24 protein-coding genes and 1 tRNA gene are annotated in these 25,398 nt (G+C 57.3%); 13 read left to right on the top strand and 12 right to left on the bottom strand.

Annotated features, from left to right (window positions below; all coding sequences use genetic code 11):
- The first annotated feature begins 64 nt into the window (after positions 1-64).
- Positions 65-1,036, top strand: a complete 972-nt coding sequence (locus AC2FLZ_RS07880; protein WP_496882039.1) for an HAD family hydrolase — start codon at positions 65-67, stop codon at positions 1,034-1,036.
- 24 nt (positions 1,037-1,060) lie between these two features.
- The gene (cls, locus tag AC2FLZ_RS07875; protein WP_480472905.1) at positions 1,061-2,473 is read left to right on the top strand and encodes a cardiolipin synthase; all 1,413 of its coding nucleotides are present in this window, start codon (positions 1,061-1,063) and stop codon (positions 2,471-2,473) included.
- Here cls and AC2FLZ_RS07870 read toward each other — a convergent pair.
- Positions 2,470-2,904 carry an ion channel gene (locus AC2FLZ_RS07870; RefSeq protein ID WP_480472907.1) on the bottom strand — a complete coding sequence of 145 codons (435 nt, stop codon included), beginning with the start codon at positions 2,902-2,904 and terminating at the stop codon, positions 2,470-2,472. The two genes, cls and AC2FLZ_RS07870, sit on opposite strands and share 4 nt — an antisense overlap.
- Before the next feature lie 171 nt (positions 2,905-3,075).
- Between AC2FLZ_RS07870 and AC2FLZ_RS07865 the strand changes: the two genes are divergently transcribed.
- The 3 genes from AC2FLZ_RS07865 to AC2FLZ_RS07855 are packed head-to-tail and all read left to right on the top strand — an operon-like array spanning position 3,076 to position 7,164.
- Positions 3,076-3,723 carry an ABC transporter ATP-binding protein gene (locus tag AC2FLZ_RS07865; RefSeq protein ID WP_480472909.1) on the top strand — a complete coding sequence of 216 codons (648 nt, stop codon included), beginning with the start codon at positions 3,076-3,078 and terminating at the stop codon, positions 3,721-3,723.
- Positions 3,720-6,134, top strand: coding sequence for an FtsX-like permease family protein (locus AC2FLZ_RS07860; RefSeq protein WP_496714297.1), 2,415 nt, complete (start codon positions 3,720-3,722; stop codon positions 6,132-6,134). Before AC2FLZ_RS07865 ends, AC2FLZ_RS07860 begins: the two co-directional genes overlap by 4 nt.
- A complete protein-coding gene (locus AC2FLZ_RS07855) occupies positions 6,124-7,164 on the top strand; it encodes a lipocalin-like domain-containing protein (RefSeq protein WP_496714299.1) in 1,041 nt (346 codons plus the stop codon). The genes AC2FLZ_RS07860 and AC2FLZ_RS07855 overlap by 11 nt, the downstream gene beginning before the upstream one ends.
- A 58-nt stretch (positions 7,165-7,222) precedes the next feature.
- On the opposite strand, the gene AC2FLZ_RS07850 is transcribed toward AC2FLZ_RS07855, so the two are convergent.
- The 4 genes from AC2FLZ_RS07850 to AC2FLZ_RS07835 all read right to left on the bottom strand — a co-directional run bounded on the left by AC2FLZ_RS07850 (position 7,223) and on the right by AC2FLZ_RS07835 (position 11,888).
- Complete coding sequence (locus tag AC2FLZ_RS07850) at positions 7,223-7,654, bottom strand: universal stress protein (protein ID WP_480472915.1); 432 nt, start codon at positions 7,652-7,654, stop codon at positions 7,223-7,225.
- Positions 7,651-10,260 (bottom strand): TRAP transporter permease, encoded by a 2,610-nt coding sequence (locus AC2FLZ_RS07845; protein WP_480553581.1) that lies wholly within the window; start codon positions 10,258-10,260, stop codon positions 7,651-7,653. The genes AC2FLZ_RS07850 and AC2FLZ_RS07845 overlap by 4 nt, the downstream gene beginning before the upstream one ends.
- 108 nt (positions 10,261-10,368) lie before the next feature.
- Complete coding sequence (locus AC2FLZ_RS07840; RefSeq protein WP_480603544.1) at positions 10,369-11,337, bottom strand: TAXI family TRAP transporter solute-binding subunit; 969 nt, start codon at positions 11,335-11,337, stop codon at positions 10,369-10,371.
- A 465-nt stretch (positions 11,338-11,802) separates the two neighbouring features.
- Positions 11,803-11,888: transfer RNA gene (locus AC2FLZ_RS07835), tRNA-Leu, on the bottom strand.
- A 145-nt stretch (positions 11,889-12,033) separates the two neighbouring features.
- Here AC2FLZ_RS07835 and AC2FLZ_RS07830 point away from each other — a divergent pair.
- Positions 12,034-12,612: a YqaA family protein gene (locus tag AC2FLZ_RS07830; RefSeq protein ID WP_480472921.1), complete on the top strand. Its 579-nt coding sequence runs from the start codon at positions 12,034-12,036 to the stop codon at positions 12,610-12,612.
- The gene (locus AC2FLZ_RS07825) at positions 12,609-13,079 is read left to right on the top strand and encodes a disulfide bond formation protein B (protein WP_480472923.1); all 471 of its coding nucleotides are present in this window, start codon (positions 12,609-12,611) and stop codon (positions 13,077-13,079) included. The genes AC2FLZ_RS07830 and AC2FLZ_RS07825 overlap by 4 nt, the downstream gene beginning before the upstream one ends.
- Here AC2FLZ_RS07825 and AC2FLZ_RS07820 read toward each other — a convergent pair.
- The gene (locus AC2FLZ_RS07820; protein ID WP_209503840.1) at positions 13,076-13,663 is read right to left on the bottom strand and encodes an HNH endonuclease; all 588 of its coding nucleotides are present in this window, start codon (positions 13,661-13,663) and stop codon (positions 13,076-13,078) included. The genes AC2FLZ_RS07825 and AC2FLZ_RS07820 overlap by 4 nt on opposite strands.
- Before the next feature lie 213 nt (positions 13,664-13,876).
- Here AC2FLZ_RS07820 and AC2FLZ_RS07815 point away from each other — a divergent pair, with 213 nt between their 5' ends.
- Positions 13,877-14,482: an rRNA large subunit pseudouridine synthase E gene (locus AC2FLZ_RS07815; protein WP_480476745.1), complete on the top strand. Its 606-nt coding sequence runs from the start codon at positions 13,877-13,879 to the stop codon at positions 14,480-14,482.
- Between the two features lie 32 nt (positions 14,483-14,514).
- Positions 14,515-14,940 carry a VOC family protein gene (locus AC2FLZ_RS07810; RefSeq protein WP_480472925.1) on the top strand — a complete coding sequence of 142 codons (426 nt, stop codon included), beginning with the start codon at positions 14,515-14,517 and terminating at the stop codon, positions 14,938-14,940.
- 43 nt (positions 14,941-14,983) lie between these two features.
- On the opposite strand, the gene AC2FLZ_RS07805 is transcribed toward AC2FLZ_RS07810, so the two are convergent.
- Together AC2FLZ_RS07805 and AC2FLZ_RS07800 are read right to left on the bottom strand one after the other, a co-directional pair.
- Complete coding sequence (locus tag AC2FLZ_RS07805; protein WP_480553585.1) at positions 14,984-15,649, bottom strand: alpha/beta hydrolase; 666 nt, start codon at positions 15,647-15,649, stop codon at positions 14,984-14,986.
- Entirely contained in the window at positions 15,646-16,278 is a 633-nt protein-coding gene (locus tag AC2FLZ_RS07800) for a DNA-3-methyladenine glycosylase family protein (RefSeq protein WP_496882050.1), read from the bottom strand. Before AC2FLZ_RS07800 ends, AC2FLZ_RS07805 begins: the two co-directional genes overlap by 4 nt.
- 97 nt (positions 16,279-16,375) lie before the next feature.
- On the opposite strand from AC2FLZ_RS07800, the gene AC2FLZ_RS07795 reads away from it, so the two are divergent.
- Complete coding sequence (locus AC2FLZ_RS07795; RefSeq protein ID WP_480553587.1) at positions 16,376-17,602, top strand: MFS transporter; 1,227 nt, start codon at positions 16,376-16,378, stop codon at positions 17,600-17,602.
- Here the strand turns inward: AC2FLZ_RS07795 and AC2FLZ_RS07790 are convergent, their stop codons facing one another.
- From AC2FLZ_RS07790 to cysS, 3 genes are read right to left on the bottom strand one after another with little or no spacing between them, the layout of a single operon-like run.
- Positions 17,603-18,379, bottom strand: coding sequence for a squalene/phytoene synthase family protein (locus AC2FLZ_RS07790; RefSeq protein ID WP_496714376.1), 777 nt, complete (start codon positions 18,377-18,379; stop codon positions 17,603-17,605).
- 2 nt (positions 18,380-18,381) lie between these two features.
- Positions 18,382-20,016 (bottom strand): citramalate synthase, encoded by a 1,635-nt coding sequence (gene cimA, locus AC2FLZ_RS07785; RefSeq protein ID WP_480517130.1) that lies wholly within the window; start codon positions 20,014-20,016, stop codon positions 18,382-18,384.
- Positions 20,016-21,413, bottom strand: a complete 1,398-nt coding sequence (cysS, locus tag AC2FLZ_RS07780; RefSeq protein WP_496882038.1) for a cysteine--tRNA ligase — start codon at positions 21,411-21,413, stop codon at positions 20,016-20,018. Before cysS ends, cimA begins: the two co-directional genes overlap by 1 nt.
- Before the next feature lie 219 nt (positions 21,414-21,632).
- Here cysS and AC2FLZ_RS07775 point away from each other — a divergent pair, with 219 nt between their 5' ends.
- Both AC2FLZ_RS07775 and AC2FLZ_RS07770 read left to right on the top strand, forming a co-directional pair.
- On the top strand, positions 21,633-21,977 hold the full coding sequence (locus AC2FLZ_RS07775; RefSeq protein WP_480553591.1) for an MmcQ/YjbR family DNA-binding protein: 345 nt from the start codon (positions 21,633-21,635) through the stop codon (positions 21,975-21,977).
- A 56-nt stretch (positions 21,978-22,033) separates the two neighbouring features.
- On the top strand, positions 22,034-23,218 hold the full coding sequence (locus AC2FLZ_RS07770; RefSeq protein ID WP_496882037.1) for a pyridoxal phosphate-dependent aminotransferase: 1,185 nt from the start codon (positions 22,034-22,036) through the stop codon (positions 23,216-23,218).
- 6 nt (positions 23,219-23,224) lie between these two features.
- Here the strand turns inward: AC2FLZ_RS07770 and AC2FLZ_RS07765 are convergent, their stop codons facing one another.
- Positions 23,225-23,743, bottom strand: coding sequence for an outer membrane protein (locus tag AC2FLZ_RS07765; RefSeq protein WP_480517136.1), 519 nt, complete (start codon positions 23,741-23,743; stop codon positions 23,225-23,227).
- A gap of 414 nt (positions 23,744-24,157) precedes the next feature.
- Between AC2FLZ_RS07765 and AC2FLZ_RS07760 the strand changes: the two genes are divergently transcribed.
- The coding region (locus AC2FLZ_RS07760; protein ID WP_496882036.1) for a trimethylamine methyltransferase family protein at positions 24,158-25,398 on the top strand (1,241 nt) is incomplete at its 3' end.

Below are 25,398 nucleotides of genomic sequence, written 5' to 3'. Positions count from 1 at the left end.
GCCGGAGTCCCGATACCGGGGCCCCGGCCCTTCTCATTAGCGGTTGAAAATTGAGGAATAATCCGTGCGTCTATTTTTGATATTGTGCAGTGTGCTAGGAGCGACGGTCGCCATCGCTGACCCCTTGCCGTCATGGAACAATTTAGAATCCAAAGCGAAAATCGTTTCGTTTGTTGACGAGGTAACCGACCCTGCCTCAGCTCATTACGTGACGCCTGATGATCGGATCGCCGTATTCGACAATGACGGAACGCTTTGGGCCGAACAGCCGGTGTATTTTCAGTTCCTTTTCGCCATGGATCGTCTGGCCGATCTGGCCAAGCGGGACCCGTCGATCCTGACAACTCCTGCTCTGGAAGCTGCTGCAAAGGGTGATCTAGCGACCGTTCTTGAAGGCGGGCATGAGGCGCTGATCGAAGTTGTCAACGCATCGCATTCTGGCACCAGCGTCGAAGAATTTCAGGCAGCTGTTGCGCAGTGGCTGGAAACCGAACGCCACCCCAACACCGGCCTTCGTTATGACCAGATGACCTATCAGCCGATGGTCGAGTTGCAGCGTTATCTACGTGACGAAGGTTTCAAGACCTACATCGTATCCGGCGGTGGCATTCATTTCATGCGCGTCTTTGCCGAGGATGCCTATGGTATCCCGCCGGAACAGATATTGGGGAGTTATGCAGACAGCACCTATAAGGTGATCGACGGCAACCCGACGATCATCAAGGCACCGGGGCTAGCCTTCATCGACGACAAGGAAGGCAAGCCGATCAATATCGAACGCACGATTGGCAGACGCCCTATTCTGGCCGCAGGCAACTCGGACGGAGATTTCGCTATGCTGGATTGGACAACGTCGGGTGATGGTCCGCGTTTGGGAATTCTGATCCACCACACGGACGCCGAACGCGAATGGGCTTATGACCGCGAAAGCTCGATCGGAAAGCTGGCAGATGGGCTGGATCGGGGTCCTGACAAGGGATGGATCATTGTCGATATGGCGCAAGACTGGTCACGCATCTACACTGGGGCAAACTAAACGGCCCGAAAGATGTAAGACCCCATGTGGACAGCACTGGTATCTATCTTTGTATTCACGTTGTACGTGGCTGCATTTGTGTTTTCGATCCGAGCGGCACAAACCGCGCGGACACCGCAAGGTGCCGTTGGTTGGGTGGTTTTTTTGGTTTCAGCCCCTTTCCTAGCGGTGCCGTTGTATCTTTTTCTGGGACACCATCGCTTTCACGGATATCGCATCGCGCGCCAGAAAAGTGAGCGGGTTGTTGAAGGGATCAAAACCTTTGCCGATTACTCAAGGCCCGATCCCTCCTCAATGTCCATCAATCCGCGCCCGTTCGAGTTTCTGGCGCATCTTCCTGTGTCCAGCGGAAACGGTGCCCGGCTACTGGTTGACGGGCAAGCCACATTCGACGCCATTTTCGACGCCATCGACAAGGCCAAGAACTATATCCTCATTCAGTTCTACATCATCAGAGACGACGCACTGGGCCGCAAACTGCAATCCAAGCTGATCGAGGCGACGAAACGTGGGGTTCACGTCCGTTTCATGACCGATGCAGTCGGCAGTTACGGATTGCCGCGCGCGTATCTGGATACCATGCGTGAAGCCGGAATTGATGTAGCCGACCCGCGTCAGCAACGCGGCCCAAATTTCCGGTTTCAGCTGAATTACCGAAACCATCGTAAAACTGTCATTATCGATGGCGAGACAGGCTTTATCGGTGGCCACAATGTTGGCGAGGAATATCTGGGCAAACATCCGCATTTCGGTCATTGGCGCGACACTCACATAATGATGTCCGGTCATGTCGTCCGGCAATTGCAGCTTATCTTCACTGAAGATTGGCATTGGGCGCATAACGAAGACCTGATTGATGAACTTGACTGGGCGGGCAGTGAATCCGAACAGAACATGAATGCCCTGCTGGTCGCGACCGGACCCGGAGACGAAACCGAAACTGGCGCCATGATGTTTTTTGCAGCAATCGCCGAGGCAAAAGAACGGTTGTGGATTGCGTCGCCTTACTTCGTACCCGACATCGATGTCATGACAGCGCTGCAACATGCCGCGATGCGCGGTGTGGATGTGCGCATCCTTGTTCCTGACATGATCGACCATCGCCTGCCATGGCTGGCCGCGTTTGCCTATTTCGATGAAATCCGCGACTGTGGCGTGCGCGTATTCCGCTATACCGGCGGGTTCATGCATCAAAAGGCGTTCGTTGTCGACGATACGCTGGCCGCTGTTGGAACAACAAACCTCGACAACCGATCCTTCCGCCTCAACTTCGAAGCAATGGCGCTGTTCTTTGATGCCCGGGCTGCACAGGCCGTCGACCAGATGCTACAAGAAGATTTCGAAACCAGTTTCGAATTGACCCGTAGGTTGCGTCAACAACCGGCCCACATCCGCTTTGGTGCGCCGCTGGCACGGTTGTTTGCACCGATCCTTTAGGAAAAGAACTTCTCCTGAAAAACGCGGGTCATCAATGCGACCAGATACGCGGTCGACAATCCAAACGCCAACAGCCCGGTGACCGAAGCAAACGAGCCGAAAATGCGCAGCCCTTCACCCAAAACGATGTCGCCGTATCCGAGCGTCGTAAACGTCACCAACGAGAAATAGATGGCCGAGTTCCAGTCCGGCAGAACATTTAGCAACACCCAGACGATAGCCCAGATCCAGACCTGAATGGTGTGCGTTGCGATAATGAAGCCCAAGGCAACGGCAATCGGCCCCGCGGTTGCCACAAACACCCCGCGTGTGACCCATTTTTTGTCCATCTTGATTATGGACATCGTGCACCAGGTCAGAAAGAGAATCTCGATCAGGATGCAAATACCCAGAAAGGTACTGCCCCAAACGATCTGATGCAGCAACGTCATGTATTTACACCCTGATTTTCGGCCACGAACTGTCAGGGCACAATGACCTTTCAAAACGCAAGGCACAACCCCGCCACCGGATAAGGTAGCCTGCGGCGAAAGGAACCGGTGAAAGGTCTGCACTGGACAGTTGGGAAGTCCGGCGCACATCCTGTGCAAAAAGGGCGCTTCATGCTGTTGATCATCGACCGAGTTCAAAAGACTTATCCCGGCGGGCGGCCCGTTTTGCGCGACGTGTCTCTGACACTGGATCAGGGACAAACGCTTGCTCTGACCGGTGAAAGCGGCAGCGGTAAGAGCACCTTGCTGAATCTGGCCGCCGCCCTGGACAGTTTCGACAGAGGCGAGATTACGCTGGATGGCACGCCCCTGTCCCCTTTGGATGATGCGGGCCGGGCCGGGTTGCGGCGCAGAAAGGTTTCGCTTGTGTTCCAGCAGTTCAACCTGATCCCATCGCTGACCGTGGGGCAAAACCTGTCCTTTCATGCCCGCCTTGCAGGTACCGAAAATGCCCAATGGTCCGGGCAATTGGCAGACCGGCTTGGGCTTTCGGATCTGCTGGACCGCTACCCCGAAAGCTTGTCGGGCGGCCAGCAGCAGCGGGTGGCCATAGGACGGGCCATGGCCGCGCGCCCGAAACTGTTGCTGGCGGACGAGCCGACAGGCAATCTTGACGAAACCGCCAGCGCCAAAGTGCTGGACCTGATGCTGTCACTTGTGGCTGATACTGGCGCAGCTTTGCTGCTGGTGACGCATTCCCCGCAAATCGCGGCCCGTCTGGACACGCACCTACGCCTGAGCGGCGGGCGCATCCAATGACATTGGCCGTCGTCCAGGCCCTGCTGTCCCATTGGCGGGTGCATTGGTTGCAACTGGCAACGCTGCTGATCGGTATCGCCCTGGCAACTGGTTTGTGGTCCGCTGTACAGGCCATCAATGCCGAGGCCCGCGCCAGCTATTCCCGTGCCAACGCCCAACTGGCACTTGGGCAGTTTGACGAATTGCACGATCCAGCCGGTTTCATCGCCATGTCCCGTTATGTCGACCTGCGTCGCGCGGGGTGGCAGGTGGCCGCCGTACTGGAAGGCCCTTATCGGGTCGCCGGACGTACGTTGCGTTTGATGGGCGTGGATATGGTGGCCTATCCCGCCCTGCCCGCAATTACCGAGGCCCAGCAAAGCGGTGCGCCGCCCGAACCGGCGGACATATTGACTGCTCCGGGTCGCCTGCTGGTTTCGACAGAATTGGAGCCCTTGTTGCGCGATCAGGACACTCTGCCCCCGGTTCTCAGTACTTCTGCGCTGCCGCCGGATGTGATCCTGACGGATATCGGCGTTGCCGAACGTCTTCTGAATCAGCCCGGTGCAATCTCGCGGCTCATTATTCTGCCCGATCAGCCGCGCGGGCTTCAGTCCCTAACCACGATCACGCCTGAGCTGGAACGTATCAGCCCTTCACAAAAGATCGACACTGCTCGGCTGACCGACAGTTTTCATTTGAACCTGTCAGCCTTTGGATTGCTGTCCTTTGCGGTCGGCCTTTTTATCGTGAACGGCACGGTCGGGCTGGCCTTTGCACAACGCAGAGGCATCATCCGTTCGCTGCGGGCACTGGGTGTCTCGATGCGATTACTGGTCTGGCTGATCCTTGCTGAACTGACTTTTCTGGCCCTGATCGGTGGGCTCGTCGGGTTGCTTTTGGGCTTCTTTCTGGCCGGAGCACTTCTACCCGATGTCGCGGCCACGTTGCGTGGCCTTTACGACGCACCAGTAACAGGGCAACTGACGCTGCAATTGCAGTGGGTTTTGGCAGGGATCGCCATGGCAGTCTTCGGCACATTGCTGGCCAGCGGCCACGCATTATGGCGCCTGTCGCGCATGCCCCTGCTGGCAAGTCCGGGCGTTCAAGCGTGGCGGGGCGACCCCCGCGCGCGCCATCTTGCAGCGGCATTGGGATTGGTCATGATCCTGGGTGGCGTTTTGGCTTATGTCAGTTTCGGGGGGCTGATCGCCGGGTTTGCCTTGTTGGCTGGCTTGCTGACCGGTGCAGCGCTGCTGCTGCCTGCGCTTTTGTCTGTAATGCTTTCACTCTGCGCCCGCGCGGCGCGGGGCCCTGTTACGCAATGGGTCTGGGCAGATATGCGGGCACAACTGCCCGGGTTGTCACTTGCCCTGATGGCCCTGTTACTGGCTTTGGCAGCGAATGTCGGCGTAGGCACGATGGTGTCCAGCTTCCGGCTGACATTCGTCGGGTGGCTTGACCAGCGCCTGACGTCAGAACTCTACCTGACTGCCAGCGACGACGATCAGGGGCAGGAGATTACCGACTGGCTGCGCCCTCAGGTCGAAGCTATTCTGCCAATCCGAAATGTGGAATTGTCGCACGAGACGGGGCCTTTGTTTCTTTACGGTGTAGTAGATGATCCGGTCTATCGGCAGAACTGGCCAGTGATCACCTCAAGCCCGAATGCATGGGATGACGTCATGGCCGGACGTGCGGTTCTGATCAACGAGCAACTGGCGCGACGTGCCGATCTCTGGCCCGGCGGTGCTTTGGCCTTATCGCCGGACCACATCCTGACCATCGCCGGGGTCTATTCGGATTATGGGAATCCGACCGGGCAAGCCATGGTCTCGATGGACCAACTGAACCGGATCGCTCCGGGTACGGAGGCCCGCCGCTTTGGCATTCGTCTAAACCCCGAAAACGCAACCGAAATGGCGCAAACCTTAAGGGAACGGTTCAACCTTCCACGTCAGGCTGTCGTACAGCAAGCTGCAATGAAGGCGCAGTCGCTGTCGATATTTGAGAAGACTTTTGTCGTGACCTCGGCCTTGAATGTGCTGACCCTCGGCGTGGCGGGATTTGCCATTCTCACCAGTCTGCTGACCCTGTGGACCCAGCGCCTGCCACAGATCGCACCGGTCTGGGCGCTGGGGCTGAACAGGGCGCAACTTGCAGGGCTGGAACTGTTGCGCAGCCTATTGCTGGCGGCATTGACCGCCTGTCTGGCGTTGCCACTTGGGCTTGTTCTGGCATGGGTTCTGCTGACGGTGATCAACGTTCAGGCTTTTGGTTGGCGCCTGCCGATGTTCGTCTTCCCCTGGGATTGGCTGTGGCTGTTTCTACTGACCCTTCTTGCTGCCCTGCTTGCCGCCGCCCTGCCCGCGCTACGGATGCTGCGCCTGCCACCCGCCGATCTGCTGAAAGTGTTCGCCAATGAACGTTAGGACCCTACTAATCCTGCTTATGTGGCTCTACCCGATACCGCTTTGGGCGCAGGGCTATGCAGGTCTAGGCGGAACCGCTGAAGGTTTTGAAGTGCCGGCAGCCGGGTTTGAATTTGATTTCCCAAAGGATCACGGCCCCCACCCGGCCTACCGCATCGAATGGTGGTATCTGACCGCCAATCTCCAAGGGGACGACGGCCTGGACTATGGCATTCAATGGACCCTGTTCCGGTCAGCCCTGAAACCCTATGACAGCGACGGGTGGCAAAGTCCGCAACTTTGGATGGGTCATGCTGCTGTCACGACCCCCAAGGATCATTTTTTTACCGAGCGATTGTCACGCGGGGGGATTGGCCAGGCCGGTGTAACCGCACAACCGTTTGAGGCCTGGATTGATGAATGGCGCATGGCCGGATCGGATTTGGACAGCCTGTCACTGACGGCCAATGGTGATGAATTCGGCTATGATCTTTCACTGACTGCGCAAGGGCCATTGGTATTTCACGGCGACGCGGGCTATTCGGTTAAATCCGCCGATAGACAGGCAAGTTACTATTACTCGCAGCCCTTTTACACAGTCGAAGGCGTGCTGCATTTGCCGGATGGCGAGGTGCAGGTAACCGGTCAGGGGTGGCTGGATCGGGAATGGTCCTCACAACCCTTGGCGGCGGATCAGAGGGGCTGGGATTGGTTCTCGCTCAGTTTTGAGGGAGGCGATAAGCTGATGGCTTTTCGCCTGCGCGGGGATCGAGGCGATTTCACCTCGGCCACCTGGATCAATTCTGACGGCAGTACTGAGGCCATCCCCAACGGTACAATCGGCCTTTTGCCGCTGAGTACCGACGAGGTTGCCGGACGCAATATCCCGACACACTGGCAAGTCGACCTAGCGGATCGGGGCATAGATATTCAGGTCTCAGCCCTGACACCTGATGCGTGGATGGGTACCAGTTTCGAATACTGGGAAGGCCCTGTCACCGTAAACGGCAGCCATAAAGGCGTTGGCTATCTTGAGATGACAGGTTACTGAACCAACCCGACTTTTCTCTACGACCGGCGACGCGATCTTTTGCGCGCTGGAAAATCAGTCAGCGAACCACATAAACTGAGACGTTGGAATGCCGCACCACACGCGCTGCATTCGGACCAAGCAGATAGTCTTTGAAATCCGGCCTATGCGCGCCGATCACAATCAGGTCGGAACCGGCACTTTCGGCGGTTTTCAGGATCTCCTGATAGGCTGTGCCTGTCGCGACTACATGGCGGATGCTTTCATTGCGCTCTGCCCCCAATGCCGAAATGCACAGCGCCGTCAGTTTGGCTCGCGCCTCGGCCAACGCCTTGTCGTGAAAACCTGATTCAAAAAACCCGGACACCCAGCTTTCCCCGAAATCGGGCAGCACAGTCACGACATCCAACTGTGCCCCTTCCAGATCCGCCAAAGCAGCGGCTTTTTGCAGGACCGGAGCATCAATCTCGCCATTGCTGATATCAATGGCACACAGAACAGAACGTGTCATGCGGGCACCCCTTGTCTGGCGGCACGGCCGCGTTGCAGGAACGCGATAAGACCCAAGAGGATCATCGCTGGGATATACACCAGCTGCTTGGGCAGCTGGTCGGACGGCAAGCTGACCGACGTCAGGCGTACGGGTTCATCGCCATAGTAGTCAAAGATGGCCAGATCGTCGGCCACCGGCGCGCCGAACAGCGGCTCGTCAAGCTTGACCAGCCCGTCCTCGGGAAACAGCAGCAGGCCCATCGCCTCGACCCGTGCGGCCCCCCCTTCCTCGTCGCCCACAGTGACAACAACGGTTGTGTCCACCATTTCAAGCGTATCGTAATCGGGGCCTGCGACCACTAGGCGGACATCCGTTCCCGGCGGTGTCTGACCAATGGTCTCTTCAAATGCAGCGGGTTCAACCGATTCGAACGGAGGCGAGATACGATCCATGAAAAAGTCTGGTCGGAACAGGGCAAACGCCACCAGAACCAGGGCAACACTTTCATATATACGGCTGCGGGCCAGGAAATACCCCATCGTGCCCGCCGTGAAGACCAGAATCGCTATGGTCGCGAAAATTGCCACCGTAATTCCTTCGAACCATGTTACGTCAATCAACAGAAGATCGGTGTTGAAGATGAACACAAAAGGCAGTGCCACGGTGCGCAGGCTGTAGAAGAATGCTGTGAAGCCGGTTTTGATTGCATCACCGCCTGATACAGCGGCAGCGGCGAAACTGGCCAGACCCACCGGTGGCGTCACATCCGCCATGATCCCGAAGTAGAAGACGAACAGGTGCACGGCAATCAACGGCACGATAAGTCCGCTCTGCGCCCCCAGTTCAACGACCACTCCGGCCATCAACGAGCTGACAACGATATAATTCGCCGTGGTCGGCAGGCCCATGCCCAGAATCAGGCTCAGCAGGCCAACCATGATCAGCATCAGGATAAGATTGCCGCCCGACAGGAACTCGACCAGATCAGCCATAACCTGACCAACACCCGTCAAGGTCACGGTACCCACGATCACGCCCGCAGTTGCAGTTGCCAGTGCGATACCGATCATGTTCCGCGCGCCGTCAATCAGACCTTGCCACAGGTCAGCGACACCGTCGACGAAGGTACTGATTAAATTGCTCTGCCCCCGGAAAAGCGCCTTGAGCGGTTTCTGCGTCAGCAGGATTACGAACAGCAATGCGGTTGCCCAGAAGGCCGACAGCCCCGGTGATTTTTGTTCGATCATCAGGAAGTAAACCAGAACGACGATCGGCAGCAGGTGGTGCAAACCTGCCTTGTAGATATCTGCGACAACCGGCAGCGTGACTTCCTTTGCATTCGGATCGTCAGGCTCAAGGTCCGGCACTTGTGCCGCCAGAAAAAGCAATCCGACGTAAACCGCGCAGACGATCAGGCTCAGCACAAAGCCCGCCGCGGACGGAATCCAGCTTGTTACAGCATCAACCGGGAATTGCGAGCCATAGCAAAGCCCAGCAAACACCAGGAAGAAGGCCAGCATACCCACAACGGTTCGCGCCAGATGCACGTCTCGGTCACCCAAGGTTGGCATGTTCCGCTTCACCGCTTCCAAATGCACAATATAGACCAGTGCGATGTAAGAAATCGCCGCTGGCAGGAAGGCGTGGGTGATCACCTCGACATATGAGATGCCCACATATTCCACCATCAGGAACGCCGCAGCACCCATTACAGGCGGCATGATCTGACCGTTCACGGAACTTGCAACTTCGACCGACCCCGCCTGTTCGCTGGAAAAGCCAACGCGCTTCATCAACGGAATGGTGAACGTACCGGTGGTAACAACGTTGGCAATCGACGAACCCGAGATCAGGCCAGTTGCCGCAGACCCCACAACGGCCGCCTTGGCAGGGCCGCCCCGCAGGTGACCCAGAGCGCCAAAGGCCATTTTTATGAAGTAGTTCCCTGCCCCAGCCTTATCGAGTAGCGCGCCAAACAGCACGAACAGGAATACGAATTTCGTAGAAACACCCAGCGCGATGCCAAACACGCCTTCGGACGTGATCCACATATGGCTCATGGCCTTTTTCAGGCTCGCACCTTTCCACTGGATCACTTCGGGGACCCAGGAAGACGATCCAAAGAACACATAGGCCAGGAAAACCGTGGCTATGATCGCCATTGCCGGACCAAGTGCGCGGCGCGCGGCCTCAAACAGCAACAGCAGCCCCAACAAAGCCACCCATTTGTCGATGTCATCGGCCAGCAGGCCATTATTGACCAGTTTCTCATAGAAGATGTAGCCGTACAGCGCGATACCCGCGCCCAAAACGCCCATGACCCAGTCCTGAACAGGGACATAATTGCGCGGGCTGGATTTCAGCGCCGGATAGGCCGCAAACGCCAGAAAGATCGCAAAGGCCAGATGGATCTGGCGTGAATTATTCACCACGCTTCCGGGCAGCAGGTAATTCGACAAGGGAGAGGCCAGAACGATCTGATATACCGACCACAAAACGGCAACAATCGCCAGAAACAGCCCCACGTTTCCAGCGGGATTTCGCGCCCCTGCATCGGATGAGGCGACAAGGTCCTGAAGCTCTTCCTCCGAGAGTGGGCGATTGCCCTGTGTATCGGAACTCATGTGAAATCTCCCCGTCCTGCGGCCTTGGATTCTTTGGCCCTCTTGTCCCCGGTTTATCCCGGATGTGAACCGGGGCGCCGCAAAAGGACGCCCCGTGTAAAGTCTGGCTTACTGAATCCAGCCTTTTTCTTTGTAGTACTTTTCGGCGCCCGGATGCAGCGGAGCGGACAGGCCGTCCGAAATCATCTCCTCGGGCTTGAGATTTGCAAATGCCGGGTGCAGCTTTTTGAAGTCTTCGAAGTTCTCAAAGACCGAGCTTACAACCGCATAGACAGCATCGTCCGACACATCCGCCGAAGTCACGAAGGTCGCGCCCACGCCAAAGGTGGTGGTGTCATTGTCCGAACCCCGGTACATGCCACCCGGGATAGTCGCAGTGCGGTAGTATGAGTTGTTGTCGATCAGACCCTGAATCGCATCACCGGTGACGTTCACTAGAACAGAATCGCAGGCTGTCGTAGCTTCCTGAATCGAACCCGACGGGTGACCCACGGTGTAAATCATCGCATCCAGTTGGTTGTCACAAAGCGCAGCCGACTGCTCAGCCGCTTTCAGCTCGGACGCCAATTCGAAATCATCGACGGTCCAGCCCAACGCTTCCAGAACCACATCCATGGTGCCACGTTGGCCAGAACCCGGGTTACCGATGTTCACGCGCTTGCCCTTGAGGTCTTCAAAGCTGGAAATACCGGCATCCGCGCGGGCCACAACGGTGAATGGCTCGGGGTGGACCGAGAACACCGCACGTAGCTTTTCGAAGGGACCTGCCTCTTCAAATTTCGAGGTGCCGTTATACGCGTGATACTGCCAGTCGGACTGGGCAACACCGAATTCCAGCTCGCCTTCGCGAATGGTGTTGATGTTGTAGACCGAGCCACCGGTCGATTCGACCGAGCAGCGCACTCCGTGCTCTTTCCGGCCCTTGTTCACCAGACGGCAGATCGCGCCACCTGTCGGATAGTAAACACCGGTCACGCCGCCAGTACCAATTGTAATGAACTCTTCGGCATAGGCCGCCGGAGCCAACATGGCTGCGGTTACAAACGCGCCGAGGCTCAATTTTCTGCTGTTTTTCATTTCAGAACTCCCACATTTTTTGTCTGGCAGTTGGAATTCAAATCAATCACCCTGCTCATGAATCCGTGCCGATAAAAAAATCGGCCCGCTTCACAGCAGATGCAACCTGTTGAATTTTCCAGTTTCTCCCAACCCCCTTGAGGGTTCATCCAGATACATTCAATGTCAAGGCCAGCGCCAGCCTGACTTGCTCCATTCCGCATATATGAGCGTAAGTTTTGAATTTTCCCCTCTGGCACACAGGAAAACCCGCCCGATCAGTCTTCCGGAACTTTACTGTCCTTTTCTGTTCAGGTCGGTTCGACAGCAGGACGTATACGGTGCCCCTGTATTAGCATGAGACTGATAACAGAGGACTGAAAAGAACGAGACCAGATCGAAAAGTGAGAGTTAAGTGCGCGAGCACGCAATAAGCCCGAAAAGAAAAAACAGGAAGCAGGTTCCCCTAACCCCCTGTTTTTACTTTGGTACCCAAGGCCGGACTCGAACCGGCACGGTATCACTACCGGGGGATTTTGAATCCCCTGCGTCTACCATTCCGCCACTTGGGCCACGGACACTGGATTAGCGCCCATCCGAGGGAAGGTCCAGAGGCAAAAATCATCCAATAATCCATTTGTTTCGACCGCGATGGTTGACGGGCCGTCAGGTGCGTGGTTTGGCTTTCCGGGGCCGAGAACGGGATTTGAGTGCTTAATGTTGCGATCACTTTATGACTGGACAATTCGTCTGGCGGAACACCCTCATGCGCTGTGGGCGCTGGCTGTTGTGGCCTTTGTCGAAAGTTCGTTCTTTCCGATTCCCCCCGACGTTCTGATGATTCCGATGATCCTGGCGCGCCCGTCGCGCGCCTGGCTGATTGCAACTGTTGCTCTGGTGGCTTCGGTTCTGGGCGGGATGCTGGGCTATGCGATTGGTGCGTTTTTCTATGAAAGTCTGGGGCAGCCCATTCTTGAATCCATGGGCAAGGCCCATGCGATGGAAGAATTCAACACACGCTTCAACGATTTCGGGTTCTGGGCGGTCCTGGCCGCCGGAGTGACGCCTTTCCCGTACAAGGTCATCACCATCATGTCCGGCTGGACAGGAATGCCGCTTGGGACATTCATCGCAACGTCGATACTGGCACGTGCGCTCAGATTCTTCCTTGTTGCGGCCCTGCTTTGGGGCTTTGGCGAGCCGATCCGTGAATTTATTGAAAAACGCTTGGGGCTGATGTTCACCTTGTTCATCGTCCTCCTGTTCGGCGGCTTCCTGGTGGTGAAATACCTATGACGAGACGTTCACAACTTATCGCACTGGCAAGTCTTGGGTCCCTGGCCCTTCTGCTGGCAGCTTTTGGCTTTCAATATCTGGGCGGCCTTGCCCCCTGTAAAATGTGTATCTGGCAGCGCTACCCGCATGGGGTCGCAATCGCGATTGGCGTTTTGGCGCTGGCCTTGCCAAGACTGAGCATCCTGCCACTATGTGGCGCGATGGCAGCGGCTGTCACTTCGGGTATTGGGTTTTACCACGCCGGCGTTGAACAAGGATGGTGGGAAGGTCCGACCAGTTGCACATCCGGCAGCATCAGTGGGATGTCGAATGACGACCTGTTCGACCAGATTATGTCAGCGCCTTTGGTTCGCTGCGACGATATCCCGTGGGAAATGTTCAACATCTCGATGGCCGGATGGAATGCCATTGCCTCGGCTGTTCTGGTACTGATCTGGCTCGCGGCGTGGCGGGCAAGCAAGGCCTAGAATTCGTCCAGCTCAGCATCCCAATACAGAAAATCGATCCAGCTTTCGTGTAAGTGATTGGGCGGAAACTTCCGACCAACATTGCGCAGTGCTTCGGCGTCAGGCTGACGGGGCGGCTTTCGCAGGCTCATTCCTGCCTGACGCAGCGATTTCGACCCTTTGCGCAGGTTGCACGGGCTGCACGCCGCCACAACGTTCTGCCAACTGGTCACCCCACCGGCGGCGCGTGGCACCACATGATCAAAGGTCAAATCACCGCGGCTGCCACAGTACTGGCACCGGAACTCGTCCCTCAGAAATAAATTAAAGCGCGTGAAGGCCACGCGCTTTCTGGGTTTTACATAGTCTTTCAGAACAACGACCGAAGGTATTCGGATCTGAGTACTTGGGCTGCGAACCACTTCGTCGTATTCGGCCACGATGTCGACGCGATCCAGCCAGGCGGCCTTGATCGCTTCCTGCCAGGGCCACAGGGACAACGGGTAATAAGACAGGGGGCGATAATCGGCGTTCAAAACCAATGCCGGATGATGCTTCAGCGCACCAGGCTCCCTGACAAATTCGGTCCTGAAGTCTCCGTCCATATCAGAATCGCTCCTCGCTCTGCTCTGCCCGTTTTTGACATCAGAGCGGGGAACACCCGCCCCGGCCTTAGTATAACTATATATCGTGTTAATACTCTGACAAGCCCTGATTTTCCACAATATGTCGCAAACTGGGTAATGCGAATCCGTAACAGGCGCATGACAGTTATCCACAGCTTGCGCGGGACGCACTCTTCGGGGTATGCGCGGGTCATGTCCTGGTTCATTCGCTTCAACAAACCTTATGATGTGCTGCCGCAGTTCACCGACCGCGACAATGGGGATACTCCGCGCAGTACACTGTCCGATTTCATCGATCTGCCCGGGGTTTATCCCGCCGGTCGGTTGGATCGTGACAGCGAAGGTTTGATGCTGCTGACTGACCACGGCAAGTTGCAGGCGCAGATATCGGATCCCAAGCACAAGATGGCAAAAACCTATTGGGTTCAGGTCGAAGGCATCCCGGACGAAACCGCCCTGAAAGCGCTGCGAAACGGCGTCGAGTTGAAAGACGGCCTGACCCGTCCGGCGAAGGTGCGCCAGATCGACGAGCCAGACGACCTGTGGCCCCGCACCCCACCAATCCGCGAACGCGAGACAGTTCCAGACAGTTGGATAGAACTGTCCATACGCGAGGGCAAAAACCGTCAGGTGCGTCGAATGACGGCCGCCGTGGGCCTGCCGACCCTGCGCCTGATCCGTTATCGAATCGGAGACTGGACTCTGGACGATCTGGAACCGGGCCAGTGGGACAGCCTGCCCATGCCATCCCTGAACACCACACCGCAACGAAAACGCGACCGTCGACCGCGCCGGTGACATACCCTGCCCTGATCTGCTAAACTTGAGTCATGAAACTAACTCCCGGAATACCGGCCCCTTCGGCGATTCTGGAAGCGTCGCTTTATGTCGATGATCTGGACGCAGCAGAACAGTTTTACGGCGAAGTACTGGGCCTGAAACGCATTCAGCGTGTCGCCGACCGCCACGTGTTTTACCGAATTGGCGGATCGGTCCTGCTGATCTTTAACCCGGAACAGACGGAACAGCCGCCCCTCAACCCGGACATGCCCGTTCCGCCACATGGCGCCCGTGGTGCCGGGCATGTGTGTCTTGTACTGACCCGTGATGAAATCGCGGTAATGCGCAAGCACCTTCTGGACTGGAATGTCCCCGTAGACGCAGAATTTGACTGGCCCGGAGGCGCACGATCTTTGTACGTGCGCGACCCGGCCGGAAACTCAGTCGAGTTTGCGGAAGCGCATCTTTGGTCTTAATCCGATGCGAAACGACAGTGTTCTGCTGATTTAATCTTACCGGCTAAAGGCTCAGCTTGTCGCGCATGAAGGCCAGGGCCACACTCAGCCCGTCCGGGGCGATGCCGTGCCCGGTGCCCTTCATGACATGAGCGTAGACCTCTTTGAAACCGGCGGATTGCAGGGCCTCTGCCGCTTCGGGCAAGGATTGCGGCGGGACGACGTCGTCGGCGTCGCCATGCACCAGCAATACCGGCATCCGGCTGACAGTTTCGTCTGCCAGAAGGTCCGCCTCTAGCAAACGGCCTGAGAAAGCGACAATTCCGGCCACGGGGTCTTCGCGGCGGGGCGCGACATACAAGCTCATCATCGTGCCCTGACTGAAACCAAACAGGACTACCTGTTCGGGCAGAACATCTTCATCCACCATCAGCGCATCCAGAAAGGCATTAAAGTCCTCGACCGCCATTTCCATGCCCCTGCGCGCTTCTTCCTCAGACGACCCGTCAATCCAGGGAATCGGAAACCACTGAAAGCCATTCGGCATTCCGGGGATCTGCTCGGGCGCGTCCGGGGCCACGAACAATGTGTCGGGCAGATGTTCACCCAGCGGGTCGGCCAAACCCAGCAGATCGGCACCGTTTGCGCCATAGCCATGCACGAACACCACAACCGAGCGCGTGTCGGCCGAAACAGGCTCTTTCCGGAGCGCATTCAAAACCCGTGTCATCTGATCCCTTCTCTTTGCTTTGCAACCCGGTAATAGGCCCACAGCACCCGCGCCGCAACCGAGCGCCAGGGCGACCAGGCCTCGGCCATCTTGCGCAGTTCTTTATCCGTTGGGCGATTGGGCAGGTCATAGAGGATGCGCGCGGCCTCTTGCAGCGCCAGGTCGCCGGGGGCGATCACGTCAGCGCGACCAAGTGAGAACATTGCGTATATTTCCGCAGTCCATACGCCGATGCCTGGCACTTGCGTCAGCGTGGTCACAACCTCCGCATCAGGAACATCACGTAACGCTTTGTAATCTAAACGCGCTTCTGCCAACGCCTTTGCATATCGGATCTTCTGACGGCTTAGCCCTACGGCCCGCAGATCGTCATCCGTTGCCCACATGATCTTACGCGGACCTGTCAGTTTGGCGTCTTGCAGGCGTTGCCATATTGCAATGGCCGAAGCCACGCTGACCTGTTGGCTGACAATGGCACTCAGCAGCTGCGCGAACCCGTCAGGACGGCGACGTAGCGGCAATGGGCCAATCTGTTCCATTGCATAGGCCATGCGTGGGCAGCTCCGGGCCAGCCATTCAGCCCCTTCCGCCACACAACCCGGCGTTTCGATGATGCGGCCAACGGGCATGTAGTCCCCCTGCTCGGTTGTTACTGGCACGTTAGGCGCAAGTGCCGCAGATGCAACCGGGTTGTGCCGCAAACACTTAGCCGATACCCATTCCGCCATGACCATGATCTCGACCCTTCCTAATGACCGTCAGGCCAAACGCAACGTTGCTGTCTTAGTGGCGGCGCAGGCCATTCTGGGCGCGCAGATGCCAATGATGTTCATCGTCGGAGGGCTGGCCGGTCAGTCGCTGGCGACCAATCCCTGCCTGGCGACATTGCCCATTTCACTGATTGTTCTGGGATCGATGCTGGCGGCCACGCCAATTTCGGCCATCATGCAAAAATGGGGGCGTCGCGTCGGGTTCTTTGTTGGCGCGACATCCGGTGCGTTGGGCGGGTTGATCGGGGCCTATGGCCTGTTTCTTGGCTCTTTCCCCGTCTTCCTTGTCGGCAGCCTGTTGACGGGCCTCTACATGAGCGCCCACGGATTCTACCGGTTCGCCGCAGCGGACATCGCGTCGGACGAGTTCCGCCCCAAAGCGATTTCCTATGTCATGGCTGGTGGACTGGCGGCTGCCATCATTGGCCCGCAAATCGTAAAACTCACATCCGAAGCCTATGTCATCCCTTTTCTGGGCACCTATCTGGCTGTCATTGGGATCAATGTTCTGGGGTCCGCCCTGTTCTTCTTCCTTGATATTCCAACACCTGCAAAACCCACCGGCTCCGAGCCCAAGGGGCGGTCGCGACTGGAGTTGTTGAAAACACCTCACATCGCCGTGGCCATCATATGTGCCATGGTATCTTACGCGCTGATGAACCTTGTGATGACGTCAACGCCGTTGGCCGTGGTTGGTTGTGGTTACTCGGCCAATGACGCGGCGGACATCGTTACCAGCCACGTGCTTGCCATGTATGTGCCCAGTTTCTTCACCGGTCACCTGATCGCCCGGTTTGGTATCGAAAGGATTGTTGCGCTGGGTCTGGCGATTCTTGCAACCGCTGGCCTGGTCGCCTTGCAGGGCGTTGAATTGGGGAACTTTTTCGTTGCCCTCATTCTTCTGGGTGTTGGATGGAACTTTGGCTTTATCGGCGCGACAACGATGCTGGCCGCATCGCATGAGCCGCAGGAACGCGGCCGGATGCAGGGCCTTAACGACTTGCTGGTGTTTGGCGGAGTGACTATGGCCTCGCTGGCTTCGGGTGGATTGATGAACTGCTCGGGTGGGTCCCCGGTCGAAGGGTGGACAGCAGTCAACCTTGCAATGATCCCATTGCTGACACTGGCAGGCGGAGCCCTGTTGTGGCTGGTTCTGCGACCGGCCGACCCGGAACGGGCCTGATCACCAGCGCCCGCTGCCCACAGCCCACATCAAGGACAATCGCTGCTGTATTTCTCCCGGTACCAGAGCACCAGAGGCAACACGTTCGGGTCGAGCTATGGCTTGCTTCAATATCCGTTCGGCCAACCACCCGGAATATAATGCCGACCGTGCCTCAACCGAAATATCAGCCCGATGCGATCTGGCTTTGTACAGACGATTCAATGCGGCCCCGGCCAAGGCACGCACCCCTTCGTAGGTGCCGTCCAGCAACGGTATCCGCCCGCGTCGTTCCAGTTCAGGGATAGCCCTGAGCCAGTTCGCCACCCCGACCGCATATCCAAAATCACGCAACGCTGGTTCATCCGCTGCCCCCAGTGCCTGAGCGGATGCAACAAACAATGAACCCGTACTGTGATCGATATAGGCGTCAAAGTGTTCCTGATCTTCGAACGGGTCACGGTATATATCCCAACGCCTTACGGCCACATATTCATCCAAAACGCCTGCCAGATGGGGCGAAAGAACCCGTGACAAGGGTGTTACCACCTCGTGCCGCCGTACGGTTGCCCCTTCAGCAATTTCCTGTAGCGCGTCACGCCACCATTGCAGCCGCATCTCGGCGATCATCGGCTCTTGCGTCACCCAGGGTGCGCGGGCAACTTCGACGTTCAGCGCGTAAATTGGGAACAGGACTGCACGGTCTGCAACCGGTGCAGCCATCGCTGCGCGGAAACGATCTGGATCAGCCCTTTGCACAAGTGCCGCGCAGGCTTTGACGTCTTGGTCAAAGACCACGCTCACTCGGCTGCTGCCTTTTTCGGATCACAATCGCGCACCAACTTCCACTGAATCGCATCCAGAAGCGCCTCGAAAGACGCATCGACTATGTTCGCGCTGACGCCCACGGTAGACCAGCGCCGCCCCTGCCCGTCTTCGCTGTCGATGATGACACGCGTGACCGCTTCGGTGCCGCCTTGCGTAATCCGCACCTTGAAGTCGACCAGACGCATATCTGACAGTACCTGCGAATACTGGCCCAGGTCCTTGGCCAAGGCTTTGGCCAGCGCGTTCACCGGCCCCCTGTCGCTGCCTGACTCGTCCATGGATTCGCTGACAGACAGCTTCTTTTCGCCATCCACTCTTACGACAACAACGGCCTCGGACAGGCTGACCATCTTGTTGTATTTGTTCTTACGCCGTTCAACGGTGACTTTGTAACGCTTAACCTCGAAGAACTCGGGCAATTGACCCAGCTCTTCCCGCGCCAGCAGTTCAAAACTGGCCTGAGCGGTGTCATAGGAATATCCGTCAGCCTCGCGGGCTTTTATCTGGTCAAGGATGCGGCCAAGTGCCGGGTCACCTGCCTCAACACGCAAACCGGCCTCGGTCAAACGCTTACGCAGGTTTGACTGGCCAGCTTGGTTCGACATCGGAATGATACGCGAGTTCCCGACGCTTGCGGGTTCCACATGCTCATATGTCGATGGATCCTTGAGGATCGCGCTGGCGTGCAGCCCGGCCTTATGCGCAAAAGCCGACGCCCCGACATAAGCCGCCTGCTTGCTGGGCACCCGATTCAGAACATCATCCAGCATCCGGCTGATCCGGGTCAAACCAGCCAAAGCCTCACGGCTGACACCAATATCAAACTGCGACGCATAGGGTTCCTTCAGCAACAGCGTCGGGATCAAAGCGGTCAGATTTGCATTGCCGCAACGCTCGCCCAAACCATTCAATGTGCCCTGAATTTGCCGTGCACCGGCCTCAACAGCAGCCAGAGAACAGGCAACGGCGTTTTCGGTATCGTTATGGGTGTGAATGCCCAGCCGATCACCGGGCAGCCCGGCTGCGATCACCTCGGATACAATCCGCCCGACCTCGGACGGCAAAGCGCCACCATTTGTGTCGCACAGGACAACCCACCGCGCGCCAGCCTCAAGCGCTGCGCGACATACATCCACGGCATATTCCGGATTGTCCTTGTAGCCATCAAAGAAATGTTCCGCATCAAACAGCGCTTCACGCCCCTGCGCGACGATATGCGCGACCGAGGCGCGCACGTTTTCCGTGTTTTCTTCCAGTGAAATGCCAAGCGCGTGGGTGACGTGATAATCATGCGACTTGCCGACCAGACAAACAGCCTGCGTTCCCGCATTCATCACCGCAGCCAGCACATCGTCATTCTCGGCTGATCGTCCTGCGCGTTTGGTCATGCCGAATGCCGTCAACCGGGCCGCGGTTTTCGGAGCCACCTCGAAAAACGCGCTATCGGTCGGGTTGGCGCCGGGCCAACCGCCTTCGATGTAATCCACGCCCAATGCGTCCAGCGCCTGCGCGATCTGCACTTTTTCTGCGGTCGAGAACTGCACGCCCTGCGTTTGCTGCCCATCGCGCAGGGTTGTGTCGTAAAGGTAGAGGCGTTCCTTGGTCATCAGACCTCCTCCAGCTTGGCAGCATCAAAACCGGCGCCCGGCACCAGTTCGACACCTTCCTTGCTCATTCGAACCTCAAGCCCCGCCGCTACATATGCTGCCTTCAAGCGATCAACTTCCGAGAAGTCCTTGCTTTGCATCGCGGTGGCTCGTGCTTTCGCCAAACGGTCCGCATGGGCGGTCAGGTCGAAAGATGCGGTATCGGCCCAGTCGCCCATCTCAGACAAAAGCAAACCCAGCTGTTGCGAACTTGCCAACAGGCCTGCGGCGTCACCATCTGAAGCCAGGCGGTAAAGCTCGCTCATGGCACCTGCCGTATTCAGATCGTCACTTAGTGCTGCGATGACTTCAGGTGCCGCACTGGCGGCAGGTTCGATACCTGCTGTCAGCGCCCGCCATTTGCGCAGCGTCGCCTCGGCCTCATGGGCCTTTTTCTCGGTCCAGTCCATCGGCTTGCGATAATGCGTCTGAAGAAAGACGAAGCGGATCACTTCACCCGGCACGCCCTGCTCCAACAGATCGTGCACGGTAAAGAAATTGCCCAGCGATTTGGACATTTTCTTTCCTTCAACCTGCAGCATCTCGTTATGCAGCCAGACCCGCGCGAATTCGCCATGCGGGTGCGCGCATTTGCTTTGGGCGATCTCGTTCTCATGATGCGGGAACATCAGGTCGTTGCCACCACCATGGATATCAAAGCTCTCACCCAGCAGTTCATAGCTCATGGCTGAGCATTCGATGTGCCAGCCCGGACGTCCCCTGCCCCATGGGCTGTCCCAGCCCGGCAGTTCATCGGTCGAAGGCTTCCACAACACGAAATCCATCGGGTTTTTCTTGTATGGTGCCACCTCGACCCGCGCACCTGCGATCATGTCATCGACCGACCGGCCAGACAGCTTGCCATAGCTTTCTTTCCAGCTGTCGACCGCGAACAGAACATGGCCTTCGGCGGCATAGGCGTGGCCCTTGGCGATCAGGTCTTCGATCATCGCGATCATCTGGGCGATATACTGGGTCGCGCGCGGCATCTGGTTGGGTTCCAACGCTCCCAACGCCCCCATGTCGTGCAAGTACCAGTCGATGGTCTCGTCCGACCGCTCCTGCACCAATTGTTCCAGCGAGCCTTCTGCACCAGCCTGCTTGCGCGCCAGCGCCGTCGCATTGATCTTGTCGTCCACATCGGTGAAGTTGCGCACATAGGTCACATGCTTTGCGCCATAGACGTAGCGCAAAAGGCGATAGAGCACATCGAACACAACCACCGGACGGGCATTACCCAAATGGGCGCGGTCATAGACCGTTGGGCCACAGACATACATCCGCACGTTTTCAGGATCGATCGGTACGAAGTCTTCCTTCGTCCGCGTCCGTGTGTTGTGCAGCTTGATCGTCGTCATCGGTCGGGCTCCTAAGAAACAGCAAAGGCTTGCGCGTTGGCGCGGGCTTAGCAACTTGTCTCAGGGATGAAAACGAAAGAAACCGGCCCGCTTGATAAATCAGCAGGTAATGCAGCAGATAATGATGCAGGTCACCGGGTTCATGGGACATCGGTTAGCATGGGATCATTCGCAAGCCAAGTGTTGAGTTTGCCACCCCCGTTGGGCACAGTGCCAAACATGGACCGAAATTTCGTCACTTCCATCTGCAAAACGCTTCCCGGCGCTGAACTGTCCGATCCCTGGGGCGGTGGCCATGACGCCTGGAAAATTGGTGGCAAGATGTTCGCCTGTATCGGAATCGCAAATGATGGTGTTTCCGTCAAAACGCCCGATATCGAGACGGCGCAGATGCTGATTGACGCCGGGATCGGCGTAAAAGCCCCCTATTTCCACCGCAGCTGGGTGCGTCTTCCGTTTGAAACCGGCGCTGACGAAATGCGCCATCGTTTGACTGTGTCCTATGACCTTGTCCGCGCATCATTGACCAAAAAACTTCAGGCCTCGATAGCGCCGCGAAGCTGATTGACAAACGCCTGCCGCTCTGTCCCATTCAGCGCAGAGTAACCGGGGCCCTTGTCATGGAATTGTCCAAGCGCATCACGCAGATCACCGGCGGCAGCGACGGGTGGGAGGTGTTCAACCGCGCCCGACGGATGCTGAATGATGGGCATGCCGTGACAGAAATGACAATCGGCGAGCATGACGTTCGTACCGACCCGTCGATCCTGCACGCTATGGGCCTGTCGGCCCGCAACGGTCACACCGGTTATGCCACTGTGCCCGGAACAGATTTGCTGCGTGATACGGTTGCTGCCCGGGTTCAGTCCCGCACAGGTATTCCAACGACGCGCAACAATGTACTGGTCACGCCCGGTGGGCAGTCCGCCCTGTTCGCGGCGCATATGGCTGTGTGCGATCCCGGCGACACCGGGCTGTTTCTTGACCCGTATTATGCCACCTATCCCGGGACGATTCGCGGTGCCGGGGCCATTGCCCGCGCTGTTCGGACCGCTGCAGAGGATGCATTTCAACCGCGCGCCGAATTGATTGATGCAGCCGCGGAAGGCGCGGTTTCGCTGTTGATCAACACACCGAACAACCCGACCGGAGTGGTGTATTCCCGTCAGTCACTTGAAGCCATTGCCGATGTTTGCCAACGCCGTGACCTGTGGCTGATATCAGACGAAGTCTATGACACCCAGATCTGGGAGGGCGAGCACCTGTCCGCCCGCGTGCTGCCCGGAATGGCCGACCGTACCTTGGTTGTTGGATCAATGTCCAAATCTCATGCCATGACCGGGTCCCGATGCGGGTGGATCGTTGGTCCTGAATACGTGATCCGTCACCTGATAGATCTGGCTACTCATACAACCTATGGCGTACCGGGGTTCATTCAGGACGCGGCCAGCTTTGCACTGACCGCAGGACACGAACTTGAAAACAAGATCGCCGCGCCATTCCGTCGCCGCCGTTCATTGGCGATGGACGTATTAGCGGCACAGAACACAGTGGGGCTCGTCCCGGCGCAGGGTTCTATGTATCTGATGCTGGATGTACGGGCGACCGGGTTGACGAGTGAAGGGTTTGCGAACGCCCTTTTGGACACTCATGCGATTGCGGTCATGCCGGGCGAAAGCTTTGGCAAAGCCGCAGCGGGGCACATTCGGGTTGCCATGACCGTGGATGATGAGAAATTTGTCAGTGCCTTGAGAACCCTGTGCATGTTTTCAGCGCAGCTCGCCAAGCGACACGCGGCTGAATAGCCGCATTCAAAACCGAAACGTCGTACGCAGGTTGAAAACATTGGTGTCCAGACTGCCACTGGACCGGGTGACATCGTCGAAATTCTGCCGCAGTGCTTCACCGCTGATGACGAAATTCTCGCCAATCGGATAGGCCAATCCGATTCCGTAAACCGCGGCTGTGTCACTGTCGACCGATGTATCAGCCCGCGCTGCGCCTACGACCACATAACCCAGAGCGTTACCGAAATCATATCCACCACGCAATTTCAAGCTGGTCATGCTGTCGAGACTGCCCTGAGACTGTCCGAGGTTCAGGGACAGCCGATTATACTCCAACTCACCGCCCAGAACGAAATTCCCAAAGTCCCGGTCATAGCCCAGATGCGCACCAAAGGCCGTATCATCGCCATTCGCACCACCCGGACCATCGGCATCTGCAAATCCAAAACTGAAACCGGCATACCCGCCAGTCCAATCCTCCGCCGCAACAGGGTTAGCGCCGGCGATAAATATCGCAACAACAAGGACGGAAATAGGGTTCATAGTCGGGTTCAATGCAACACCGCTCTGGTTTCGATCAGAGGCAAGACTTCAATTCAATCTGTGACCTGCTGCTCACAATTCAACTCCGCGCAGCAGACCTTGGAAGTAAGTGAATGCAGTATAACAGATTTCTTCCAAAACGGGCGAAAATCTCGGCGTTTGGTTCTCTGACCCCATAAGCCGTGAGAATTGTCCATATGAATAATCATCAAAGGTCGCAAATAGAACAGATTGTGTCGCCGCGTTTTGGAATTGTGGCTCAAGACGTTGAGGGGCAAAATGGCAGACGATGACTGGAAAATCAGCCTGATCAGCCGCACCATTGGGGCGGATCGTGGCCGTGCCGCACGAGGACGGCCGTAAAGGTGTGCTTGCAGACACCTTAAGACATCACTCAACGACCGGATTCTTGAAATGAACGACCAACCCCGCAATTCTTCGCGCAGTGGCGGCCGCGCCGCGCGCCGTGCTGCCCGTGCAACCGCACTGCCTGAGCACCTGCGACCTGTCCGCCCCGGAATGGAAGGCGGCGTCCTGAATGTACTGACACAGGCGCAGATCGAACGCATCCACGAAGCAGCACTTACCGCGCTTGAAACCATTGGCTTGGCGGATGCCCCGCAAAGTGGCATTGACTATCTGGTCGGTGCGGGCTGCACCTTGGGTGACGATGGCCGTATCCGTTTCCCTCGTGCCCTTGTCGAGGACACGATTGCTAAGGCGAACCGCTCAGTCACTTTGTACAGCCGGGATGGAAACACCGATCTGGAATTGTCGGGCACCAAAGTGCACTACGGTACGGCCGGGGCCGCCGTGTCCATGGTCGACGTCCACGGTCGGGAATATCGCCATTCCACCGTGCAAGATCTGCACGATGCCGCGCGAATCTGCCAACAGCTTGATAACATTCACTTTGTGCAGCGGCCAATGGTCTGTCGTGACATCGCGGACAACTTCGAAATGGACCTCAACACAATTTACGCCTGTTGTTCTGGGTCCTTCAAACATGTCGGGACATCCTTCACCGAACCAAGCCACGTCGCACCGGCGATGGAGATGATCTATATGATTGCGGGCGGTGAAAACAAATTTCGCGAGCGCCCCTTCGTTTCGAACTCGAACTGCTTTGTTGTTCCTCCAATGAAATTCGCAACCGAAAGCTGCGAAGTGATGGAAGCATGCATCAAGGCCGGTATGCCTGTCTTGTTGCTATCTGCTGGTATGGCCGGTGCCACAGCGCCGTCGACCATCGCCGGTGCGATCACGCAAGCAACTGCGGAATGCCTGGCGGGATTGGTTTATGTTAATGCCGTAAGTCCCGGTGCCCCGGCGATTTTCGGCACCTGGCCCTTTGGTCTGGACCTGCGGACCGGTGCCATGTCGATTGGTTCAGGGGAACAGGCCCTTCTGACTGCCGGATGCGCCCAGATGCACCGGTTCTATGACTTGCCGGGCGGAGCTGCGGCTGGCGCATCGGATTCGAAACTGCCCGATATGCAGGCCGGCTGGGAACAGATGTGTTCGAACGTCATGGCAGGTCTGTCCGGTCTGAACATGGTGTATGAGGCGGCCGGGATGCATGCCTCGTTGCTGGGGTTCTGCCTGGAAAGCCTTATCCTCAGCGATGATCTGATCGGACAGGCGCAACGCTGTGT

The organism is Ruegeria sp. YKSF131, assembly GCF_059612645.1.
The sequence above is the reverse complement of the archived record's forward strand: the minus strand, read 5'-3'. Positions and strand labels throughout refer to the sequence as shown.

Coding starts and splice junctions, on each gene's coding strand:
- AC2FLZ_RS07840 (WP_480603544.1), bottom strand. CDS start 11,337: ATGAAAAACAGCAGAAAATTGAGCCTCGGCGCGTTTGTAACCGCAGCC.
- AC2FLZ_RS07795 (WP_480553587.1), top strand. CDS start 16,376: ATGACCATGATCTCGACCCTTCCTAATGACCGTCAGGCCAAACGCAAC.
- AC2FLZ_RS07815 (WP_480476745.1), top strand. CDS start 13,877: ATGTCCTGGTTCATTCGCTTCAACAAACCTTATGATGTGCTGCCGCAG.
- AC2FLZ_RS07865 (WP_480472909.1), top strand. CDS start 3,076: ATGCTGTTGATCATCGACCGAGTTCAAAAGACTTATCCCGGCGGGCGG.
- AC2FLZ_RS07830 (WP_480472921.1), top strand. CDS start 12,034: ATGTTGCGATCACTTTATGACTGGACAATTCGTCTGGCGGAACACCCT.
- AC2FLZ_RS07820 (WP_209503840.1), bottom strand. CDS start 13,663: ATGGACGGAGACTTCAGGACCGAATTTGTCAGGGAGCCTGGTGCGCTG.
- AC2FLZ_RS07805 (WP_480553585.1), bottom strand. CDS start 15,649: ATGACACGGGTTTTGAATGCGCTCCGGAAAGAGCCTGTTTCGGCCGAC.
- AC2FLZ_RS07845 (WP_480553581.1), bottom strand. CDS start 10,260: ATGAGTTCCGATACACAGGGCAATCGCCCACTCTCGGAGGAAGAGCTT.
- AC2FLZ_RS07825 (WP_480472923.1), top strand. CDS start 12,609: ATGACGAGACGTTCACAACTTATCGCACTGGCAAGTCTTGGGTCCCTG.
- AC2FLZ_RS07800 (WP_496882050.1), bottom strand. CDS start 16,278: ATGCCCGTTGGCCGCATCATCGAAACGCCGGGTTGTGTGGCGGAAGGG.
- AC2FLZ_RS07860 (WP_496714297.1), top strand. CDS start 3,720: ATGACATTGGCCGTCGTCCAGGCCCTGCTGTCCCATTGGCGGGTGCAT.
- cls (WP_480472905.1), top strand. CDS start 1,061: ATGTGGACAGCACTGGTATCTATCTTTGTATTCACGTTGTACGTGGCT.
- AC2FLZ_RS07870 (WP_480472907.1), bottom strand. CDS start 2,904: ATGACGTTGCTGCATCAGATCGTTTGGGGCAGTACCTTTCTGGGTATT.
- AC2FLZ_RS07850 (WP_480472915.1), bottom strand. CDS start 7,654: ATGACACGTTCTGTTCTGTGTGCCATTGATATCAGCAATGGCGAGATT.
- AC2FLZ_RS07770 (WP_496882037.1), top strand. CDS start 22,034: ATGGAATTGTCCAAGCGCATCACGCAGATCACCGGCGGCAGCGACGGG.
- AC2FLZ_RS07855 (WP_496714299.1), top strand. CDS start 6,124: ATGAACGTTAGGACCCTACTAATCCTGCTTATGTGGCTCTACCCGATA.
- AC2FLZ_RS07765 (WP_480517136.1), bottom strand. CDS start 23,743: ATGAACCCTATTTCCGTCCTTGTTGTTGCGATATTTATCGCCGGCGCT.
- AC2FLZ_RS07775 (WP_480553591.1), top strand. CDS start 21,633: ATGGACCGAAATTTCGTCACTTCCATCTGCAAAACGCTTCCCGGCGCT.
- cysS (WP_496882038.1), bottom strand. CDS start 21,413: ATGACGACGATCAAGCTGCACAACACACGGACGCGGACGAAGGAAGAC.
- cimA (WP_480517130.1), bottom strand. CDS start 20,016: ATGACCAAGGAACGCCTCTACCTTTACGACACAACCCTGCGCGATGGG.
- AC2FLZ_RS07810 (WP_480472925.1), top strand. CDS start 14,515: ATGAAACTAACTCCCGGAATACCGGCCCCTTCGGCGATTCTGGAAGCG.